We start from the raw sequence: 8,804 nt of genomic DNA, 5'->3' as shown, positions 1-8,804 counted from the left end.
GCCGCTGCGATTCCTCATCCTCCGGCGCGGTGACCTGCTGGATGCGGGAGTAGAGCTCGCTGTTTTGGTAGATCGAGTCCACGTGCGCGGACAACTTGGGCACGATTCGGTCGGCGACGGCGTCGAACTCGTCGGTGGAATCGGTGCCCTGCAGGTTGAAGAACCACGCCATGACACGGTCCAGGTCCGCACCGGCGAGCTCGAAGGCCTCGACGGTGTTCTCCCAGGTTGGGGTGTCTTGGGTGGTGATGTCCGCGATTTCCTGCGCGTGGTTGACCAACGCCTGTTCAAAGGCGGGTTCCACGTGCTCAAGCCGGATTGCGGCGAAGTCCGGCAGGTTGTAGGGCAACGTCGATGGCGCAAGCAAAGGATTTGTCATGCGCGACAGTCTAATAGCTCAAATTGCCCTTGAATGTGACGTTGCCAACAGTGAACTCGGCGTCCCATAGGTTGCCCTGCGCGACCTCGAAGGGGAACTTCGCGTTCGTGGTGGCACCCGGGCCGAGCGGCATATCGATGCCGACGACATCCACCTGGGCCTTCTCCGCATTGGAGATGTAGGAGGCGTCGGTGTAGGAGGAGCCGTCGGTGCTGTAGCGCAGTTCCGGCTTCAGGGCGTCGACAGGCAGTGGCGCGTCGGACGTGTTGGTCACCGCGATAACGACCACGGTGCCCACGCCTGTCGACGACGTCCCCTGCCACTTGTACGACAACTCCATCGCCGGATCCTTGACGGACTTGCCGGTGAGCTCGTCGGTGACCTTCGGGTCGGTTTCCTCAACGTTGAAGGTGGGCTTGTCGTTGACCTTCGATTCGACGGATTCTTCGAGGTTCTGGCTGGTTTCGTCGCCAATCGGGTCTTCTTGTTGGTCCACGCAAGCTGCCAGCGGCATGGTCGTGGCCAGGATGACGGCGGCAAGCCGGGTGCTCGTGCGGATGGACATGTGCGCCTCGTTTTCTGTCGCGTAACTAGTGCTTCGCTGCACACAATACCGCGCAGGTACCCTGTGGAAATTATGCAGTCTTTGATGCGCGTCGTTCGCAGTGCTTCCGCGTTGTGGCCGTTTTATATCGCGGTTGTGGTGGTGTCGTCGATAGTCGCGGGGCTTGGGCTTATCTCCCCGTTCCTCATTCGGGAGGCAACCGACACGATCATTGCGGCGCTTGGCGACGAGCCCGTGCCCGACGCAACCCGCACCGTCGTCTGACTCGCCATCGCGCTGTTTGTCGCAGAGGCGTCCGCTTCCATGCTGCACAACGTGTCCGGATACCTGGGCGATGTGATGGTGGCGCGCATCCGCCAGATTCTGTCTACGCGCTACTTTGCCAAGTTGCTCGCACTACCGCAGCGTTACTACGACAACCAGGTCACCGGCACGATCATCGCGCGGCTGGACCGCTCGATTGCGAACGTGACGCAGTTCATCCAATCCTTTACCAATAATTTCCTGCCGATGCTGCTGCAGGTCGTGGCCATTTTGGGCATCACGGCCTACTACTACTGGCCGCTGACGGTGCTGCTGGCGCTGCTGTTTCCGTTGTATACGTGGCTGACGGCGTTGACGTCGAAACGCTGGCAAGTCTTCGAGCAGGAGAAGAACGCCAATATCGACGAGGGCAACGGGCGTTTCGCCGAGGTCGTCGGCCAGGTGAAGGTAACCAAGTCCTACGGCGCCGAGGTCCGGGAGCTGGAGAAGTTCGGCCGCCACTACACCAACACGGTGGACATCACACGGCCGCAGTCGCGCTGGTGGCACTCCATGGATACCGCGCGCGGCGTGGCCATGAACCTGATCTTTTTGGGGATTTACCTGATCCTGTTCACGCGCACGCTCGATGGGCATTTCACGGTTGGAGAGATGGTTATGCTCATCCAAATGGTGACCATGGCGCGCCAGCCGGTGACCATGATGAGCTGGATCGTCGATTCTGCGCAGCGCGCCATCGCCGGTTCGCGCGACTACTTCAAGGTGATGGACGAGCCGGTCGAGCCGACCGCGAACCGCCAGCTGGTGGCCGCGACGGAAGCCTCCGGCATGCCGGCGCTCGACGCAACGCAGCAGACACCGCTGAGGGTGCGCGAACCGGTCGTCGCATTCGACAACGTCACCTTTGAGTACATGCCGGGTGAGCCGGTGCTGCACGATGTGACGTTTACCGCCCGTGAGGGCGAGAAGATCGCGCTGGTTGGCGAGTCCGGCGGCGGCAAGTCCACGATTGTGAACCTGCTGCTTGGCCTCTACCCCATCACGCGTGGCCGCCTTGAGGTGTGCGGCGAGGAGATCTCGCACCTGGACGTGGAGAAACTGCGCGCCACCACGGGTGTGGTGTTCCAGGAGGCTGCGCTGTTTTCCGGTTCGGTGTTTGAAAACATTGCCTACGGCAAGCCGGACGCGACGATGGAAGAGGTCGTTGCCGTGGCCAAGCGTGCGAACGCGCACGACTTCATCATGAAGTTCACCGATGGTTATGACACGATCATCGGCGAGCGCGGCCTGCGCCTGTCCGGTGGCCAGCGCCAGCGTGTGGCGGTGGCGCGCGCGATGCTCAAGGACGCCCCGCTGTTGATTCTCGACGAGGCTACTTCCGCCCTGGACACCAAAGCCGAGCGCGCCGTCCAAGCCGGTTTGGATGAGCTCATGCGCAACCGCACCACGATCATGATCGCGCACCGCTTATCGACGATTGCCGGCGTGGACACCATCATCACCCTGCGCGACGGACGTATCGACGAGATCGGCTCGCCGGCAGATCTGGCTGTCTCTGGCGGTATTTATTCAGAGCTGTTGCGCCTGACGGCATCCTCTTCTGCTGCAGATAGGAAGCGGTTGAAGGCGTTCGGTTTCGCCGCCGACGGCGCCGAAGACGACGAGTACGACGAAGAAGACCACGGCACCAGCGCGGGTACAGCGGACTAAACCGAAATCACGTTTAAAAGTTCCTCAAGACCTCTAAAGTCCTGCGGATTCCTCGTATACAAATCAAGCCCTTCCGCCACAGCAGTGCTTGCGATCAAAAGATCAAACGCGCGGCCTCGTGGCTTTCGCCCGGCACGGATCACTGCCCCATATACAAGGGCATAGGCTTGTGCTGCACGATCGTCGAACGGAATACACTCAACTAGTTCAGCGATAGCACGGGCCTGATTTGATCGGCGGGCACGCTCCAAAGGATCCTGCGCTGCAACAGGGCCGACAGCCAGCTCAGCGAAAGCGATAGACGAGATTGTCCACTGCTCTGGCAGTAGATTTGGATCTATTTCATCGAGATCGAGGAGCACTGATGTATCCAACAAGCCTCTGCTAGTCACGCGGATCAATTCGTTGGTCTACATACTCGTCAATATCGGCCCGGAACTTTTCAAAATCGACTTTCGGAAGCCGCCTGACCGTTGCTAGCAAGTCTTCTTTTCGTGCGAATCGTGGCTTCCTTAATGGTCGCAATTCACCTACCGGATGCGAGTTGCTTGTAATCACAAATGTCTCCCCCTCGTCGAGCGCTCGCATGATGCGCCCGCTTTCATTTCGCAGCTCTCGCTGGCTGATTGTCTCCGTCATGCACCGACCGTAGCACCACGCGCTACGGCATAAAAGGGTCCGCGAAAGAAAAAATCCCACTACCGTAGGGCGCATGCAATTTCCCAGCCTTGAAACCCTGCAAGCCCGCGGCACGCGTAAGTGGACGCAGTTCGACGCTGACGTGCTGCCGTTATTCATCGCGGAAAGCGACTTCCCCACCGCCCCGGCGGTGAAGGAAGCGATTGCGGATGCGGTGGAGCGCGAGATGTTCGGCTACACCCCGGCACCGCACGCGCACCATTTGGGTGAAGCGGTGGCTGGGTTCTACGAGCACCGCTACGGCTGGCGCCCGGACGCGGATAAGATCTTCCCGGTTGCGGATGTGGTGCGCGGTGTGATGCTGGCGATCAAGTACTTCACCGAGGGTGATGTGATCGTGCCGGTGCCGGCGTACTTCCCGTTCCTGGAAGTTGCCCAGGTTGCGGGCCGCAAGCGCGTGGATGTCTCCAGCGCGGGCGGGCTCGACCTGGATGAGGTGGACGCAGCGTTTGCGGGCGGCGCGGGCAGCATCATCGTGACCAACCCGTTCAACCCGGGCGGCTACGTGTTCACGGCCGACGAGTTGGATGCCGTCTGCGAGGTCGCCCGCAAGCATGGCGCGCGCGTGATTGTCGACGAAATCCACGCGCCCTTGGTCTTCGACGGCGCCCACGTCTGCGCCGCAGCAAACAACCCGGACGTGTGCATCACGGTGACGGCAACGTCGAAGGCATGGAACGTGGCGGGCTTAAAGTGCGCGCAAATGATCTTTACCAACGACGAGGACGTTCGTACGTGGAACGCGATGTCGGGGGTAGCCAAAGACGGTGTGGGCACCCTCGGCATTGTGGCCGCGGAGGCCTGCTACACGCATGGTCGTGAGTTCCTCGACGAAGAGATAGAGCAGCTGCGGGCCAACCGCGACTGGCTGGTGGAGCACCTCCCCAAGGCCGTGCCGGGTATTGCAATTGAGGTGCCGCAGGCGACCTATTTGATGTTCCTGGACTTCTCAAAGACCAAGCTTGTGGATGAAAAACCGGCGGCGTGGCTTCGTCGTCACGCAAAAGTTGCGATGAATGAGGGCGTGGACTTTGGCCCTGGCGGAGAGCACCGTGCGAGGATGAACTTTGCCACCTCCCCGGAGATTCTCCAAGAGGCTGTCAAGCGGATCGGGGACGCAATCAACACCATCTAACGTCCCACCTATTGGAACTTAGTTCCCATCTAGCGGGCGTGTGGTCTATGCTAAGGCAACTGCACACTAGCTAGAGAGGTTCTCCCAATGGGTTCCACAGCGATTTCACGGGCAGACAGCCAGTCAACGAATGGACGCTCCACCAGCGCCATCATCGTGACTGCGCTCGCCCTGTTCTCAATGTTCTTCGGCGCGGGAAACCTCATCTTCCCGCCAATGCTGGCCGTCCAGGCCGGTGACAACTTCTGGCCGGCACTCATCGGCTTCCTCCTCACCGCATCGCTGCTGCCGGTGCTCGCCGTGATCGCGATTGCACTGTCCGGCTCGAACCTGCGCGACCTTGCACAGCGCGCCGGCACCGCCTTCGGCGTGGTCTTCCCGGTCCTGGCATACCTTTCCATCGGCGCGTTCTACGCACTGCCACGTACCGGTGCCGTGTCGTTTGAAACCGCGATCACTCCGCTGTTCGGCTTTGACTCGCTGGTTGCCTCGGGCATCTTCAACGTCGTGTTCTTCGGCATCGCCCTGGCGCTGTCTTGGAACCCGACCACCATCATGGAGAAACTGGGCAAGTTCCTCACCCCGGCGCTGCTCGTCCTGCTGATCGTCATGATCTCCGTGTCCGCATTCCGCTGGAGCGCCGAGCCGGCCACCCCGCAGGAGCCGTACGACAACGGCCCGCTGACCTCCGGCCTGCTCGAGGGCTACCTGACCATGGACTCCATTGCCGCACTGGCGTTTTCCATCGTGGTGATTTCCACCCTGCGTGGCCGCGGCTTCAAGGAAGGCGCCCCGCTGGTCAGCGGCACCATCTATGCAGGTGTTGGCGCCGGTGCCATGCTTGCGCTGGTGTACGTCGGTCTTGGCGTCATTGGCCGTGTCATGCCGGGCGCATCCAACTTTGACAACGGCGCAGGCTTGCTCGCCGAAGCCTCCAACCTGACCATGGGTGGTGCCGGCCAGGCGGTCTTCTCCGCCATCGTGCTGCTTGCCTGCCTGACCACTGCTGTCGGCCTGATCACCGCAACCGCCGAGTACTTCTCGGAGCAGTTCCCGGGTTCCTACCACGTGTGGGCCGTCATCTTCGCTGTGGCTTCCATGATCATGGCAACGCAGGGCTTGGACTTCGTGATGGCGATTGCCGCTCCGGTGATCGGCTTCCTGTACCCGCCAGCCATCACCTTGATCGCACTGACGCTCATCGAGCCGGCCTTCCGTGCACGTACCCGCTTCAGCTGGGCGTTCTTCGTCCCGCTGTGGGTCGCCGTGGTGTGGTCCGCGATCGAGACCTTCATCTCCTTGGACTGGGCAGCCGATGCACTGCGCCCGATTGTGCAGTGGGCCCCGTTGGCCGCTGAGGGCCTCGGCTGGGTTGTTCCGGTTGTTGTGGCCTTCATCATCGGTTTGATCGTGGACCTGGCCAAGCCGAAGCCTGCGATGATCCCGGGCACCATGGAGTCCATCGAAGGCGAAGACCTCTCCGCCGAAGGTGACGCTGCACCGGTACTGCAGTCGTAGTCGCACCTGACTCTCCTGCGAGGCCCCACTGTTCGCAAAACGCGTACGGTGGGGCCTTATGCGTACGCCACTTTCTCTGATCGATTTTTGCACCCGCTACCCCGACGAGTCCGTCGGCGAGGCGATGAAGCGCTCCGTTACTTTCGCGCAAAAGGCGGAAGGGTTGGGCTACGACCGGATTTGGTACGCGGAGCACCACAACATGTCGAGCATTGTGTCGTCGTCACCCGCAGTGCTCATTAGCCACATCGGCGCGAAGACCGAGCGCATCCGCCTCGGTTCGGGCGGTGTGATGCTGCCAAACCACTCCCCGTACGTGATTGCGGAGCAGTTCGGCATGCTCGAGGAGCTCTATCCCGGCCGCATCGACCTTGGCTTGGGCCGCGCGCCCGGTACTGATCAGCAGACGCTGGGCCGTGCTTTGCGACGAGACCCTGCCGCCGCCGAACGCTTCCCCGACGATGTTCTCGAGCTACAGGCCTGGCTGTCCAACGAGTCCCCACTGCCGGGCGTGACGGCGATGCCCGGGTTTAACACGAACGTTCCGCTGATCATCCTGGGTTCGTCCATGTTCGGCGCATCCCTGGCTGCAAAGCTGGGCCTGCCGTACGCGTTCGCCTCCCACTTCGCGCCGCAGCACTTGGAGCAGGCCACCACCTACTACAAGGAGAATTACCAGCCGTCGGAGCGCTACCCGGAGCCGTACTGCATCGCCGCAGTCAACGTCACAGCTGCCGATTCCGAGCAGGAAGCCGAGGAACAAACCCGTATCGTGCACCGCAACCGCGTGCGTGCGTTTATGGGTCGTCGTGGCACTGCACTTTCGGACGATCAGCTCGACGCCGTGGTCAATTCCTTCCAGGGCCGTCAGATCACGGATATGCTGCGCTACACCGCGAAGGGCACCGGTGAGCAGGTTGTGGAGTACCTCGAGGCGTTCCAAAAACTGGCCAAGGCAGACGAGTTGATGATCTCGTTGCAGTCCGGAAGCCACGATGCAACCCTGCGCAACATGGAAATTTTGGCCGATTCCTGGGGAAAGTAAAAAACTGGTGAACAGTGGTCTAGGATTTGGCTATACAAATCCGCGCCGATACCGAAGGATCTGACCCCTCATGGCTCAATTGCCCACCGGTCCACTACGCCGACCGCAGCAGCACGAAGAGATCGCCGATTATCTTCGCGACGAGATTTTCGCAGGTCACATTCCTGCGGGTGAGTCGCTGCCGAGTGAGGTCGAACTGTGCGAGCAGTTCAACACCTCCCGCGGACCGGTGCGTCAAGCGGTAGCGACGTTGCGCGCGGAGGGCCTGCTCTCCTCGGGCCGCGGGCGTCGCTCCCTGGTGCTGTCCAATACCCGCACCGAGACGTTCGAGGAGATCCTGTCCACCACCTCGTGGCTGTACCGGATGGGCAAGAACCCGGGCGAGGTGGTCAACCGCCGCGGCATCATCGAGGCGGACGAGACTGTCGCCGAGAAGATGCACATCGCCCCTGGTACGGACGTCTACGTCCTCGACCGTGTACGCAGCGCCGATGACGAGCCGCTGGTGGCCGAAGTGATGTACTTCGACGCTTCGCTGACTGACGTGATTGAGACGGTGGACACCTCCGAGGATTCCATCCACCGCGAACTCATTCGCGCGGGTGCGGACTTTAACAACCTGTCGCGTTCCTTCACGGTGGAGCGCGCCGATGCGCAGCTGGCAACACAGCTCGGCATTGAGGAAAACGACCCGGTAGTTGCGGTGGCGCTGAAGGCGCTGACACACAACGGTGACGTGCTCGAATACGCCGTGCACATCTTCCGCGCGGACAAGGTGTCCTTCGGATTGAACAATGTTCGGGGGCACTCGTCCCCCCTGTGGTTCCAGGTGGACTCCGACATCCACTAATCTCACAGCATGCTTTCAAGGACGCTGGTCGCAGCCACCGTTTCCCTTTCACTTGCGTTGGCTGCTTGCACCAATTCCGAGGCCCGCGATGAGGTGGTGGTTGCGGCTTCCGCAGCACCTGCTGGCTTGGACTTCACCACCGTTGGCGGCGCTGCTGCACCCCAGGCTCTCGTGGGCAATGTGTACGAGACGCTGGTGCGTATCGACGACAACGGCCAGCCCATCCCCCACCTCGCCTCCTCGTGGGACCGCGACGGCGACACATTCACGTTCCACCTGCGCGACGACGTGACATTCTCCGACGGCAAAGCGTTTACCGCCGAGGATGCCGCGTTCTCCATCGATTACGTGCAGAACGAGTGGAAGAATGGGTTGAAGGCCCAGATGGCTCCGGTCGTCGATACGCACGTGCTCGACGAGCACACCTTGACCGTCACCGTCGAGGGTGACGCGGATGCGTGGCTGTGGTCCATGGCAACGCTGACCGGCGCGATGATGACCCCGGCGAGCATCGAGCGTCTGGCCACCGACCCGCTGGGAACCGGCCCTTACACAGTGCAGCGCTTCGATATCGGCGAGAAGATCGTCTTCGACGCCCGCGAGGACTACTGGGATGGCCCCGTCGAGCGCGACGCCGTG

The 8,804-nt window shown here is 61.5% G+C and carries 8 protein-coding genes and 2 pseudogenes; 6 read left to right on the top strand and 4 right to left on the bottom strand.

Going from position 1 to position 8,804, the window contains the following annotated elements; genetic code table 11:
• Positions 1–379 (bottom strand): annotated as a pseudogene (locus HMPREF2656_RS09885) (M3 family peptidase); the annotation flags it as partial.
• A gap of 10 nt (positions 380–389) precedes the next feature.
• The gene (locus tag HMPREF2656_RS09880) at positions 390–944 is read right to left on the bottom strand and encodes a hypothetical protein (protein WP_070613993.1); all 555 of its coding nucleotides are present in this window, start codon (positions 942–944) and stop codon (positions 390–392) included.
• 72 nt (positions 945–1,016) lie between these two features.
• Here HMPREF2656_RS09880 and HMPREF2656_RS09875 point away from each other — a divergent pair.
• Positions 1,017–2,918, top strand: a pseudogene (locus HMPREF2656_RS09875) (ABC transporter ATP-binding protein).
• On the opposite strand, the gene HMPREF2656_RS12580 reads toward HMPREF2656_RS09875, so the two are convergent.
• Together HMPREF2656_RS12580 and HMPREF2656_RS12575 are read right to left on the bottom strand one after the other, a co-directional pair.
• Positions 2,915–3,310, bottom strand: a complete 396-nt coding sequence (locus tag HMPREF2656_RS12580; protein WP_353887091.1) for a type II toxin-antitoxin system VapC family toxin — start codon at positions 3,308–3,310, stop codon at positions 2,915–2,917. The pseudogene HMPREF2656_RS09875 and the gene HMPREF2656_RS12580 overlap by 4 nt on opposite strands.
• Positions 3,303–3,557 (bottom strand): type II toxin-antitoxin system Phd/YefM family antitoxin, encoded by a 255-nt coding sequence (locus HMPREF2656_RS12575; protein WP_083279298.1) that lies wholly within the window; start codon positions 3,555–3,557, stop codon positions 3,303–3,305. The genes HMPREF2656_RS12580 and HMPREF2656_RS12575 overlap by 8 nt, the downstream gene beginning before the upstream one ends.
• A gap of 73 nt (positions 3,558–3,630) precedes the next feature.
• On the opposite strand from HMPREF2656_RS12575, the gene HMPREF2656_RS09870 reads away from it, so the two are divergent.
• The 5 genes from HMPREF2656_RS09870 to HMPREF2656_RS09850 form a co-directional block, all read left to right on the top strand.
• Positions 3,631–4,752 carry a MalY/PatB family protein gene (locus HMPREF2656_RS09870; RefSeq protein WP_070816549.1) on the top strand — a complete coding sequence of 374 codons (1,122 nt, stop codon included), beginning with the start codon at positions 3,631–3,633 and terminating at the stop codon, positions 4,750–4,752.
• A gap of 87 nt (positions 4,753–4,839) precedes the next feature.
• Entirely contained in the window at positions 4,840–6,270 is a 1,431-nt protein-coding gene (gene brnQ / locus HMPREF2656_RS09865) for a branched-chain amino acid transport system II carrier protein (RefSeq protein WP_070816547.1), read from the top strand.
• A gap of 58 nt (positions 6,271–6,328) precedes the next feature.
• Entirely contained in the window at positions 6,329–7,315 is a 987-nt protein-coding gene (locus tag HMPREF2656_RS09860; RefSeq protein WP_070816546.1) for an LLM class flavin-dependent oxidoreductase, read from the top strand.
• A gap of 70 nt (positions 7,316–7,385) precedes the next feature.
• Positions 7,386–8,165 (top strand): GntR family transcriptional regulator, encoded by a 780-nt coding sequence (locus HMPREF2656_RS09855; RefSeq protein WP_070816544.1) that lies wholly within the window; start codon positions 7,386–7,388, stop codon positions 8,163–8,165.
• A 9-nt stretch (positions 8,166–8,174) separates the two neighbouring features.
• Positions 8,175–8,804, top strand: a 630-nt coding sequence (locus tag HMPREF2656_RS09850; RefSeq protein ID WP_246825158.1) for an ABC transporter substrate-binding protein, incomplete at its 3' end; no start/stop codon positions are given.

This window comes from Corynebacterium sp. HMSC034B08 (assembly GCF_001835805.1).
Lineage (GTDB): Bacteria > Actinomycetota > Actinomycetes > Mycobacteriales > Mycobacteriaceae > Corynebacterium > Corynebacterium coyleae.
This window is presented reverse-complemented; position numbering and strand designations above follow the sequence as displayed.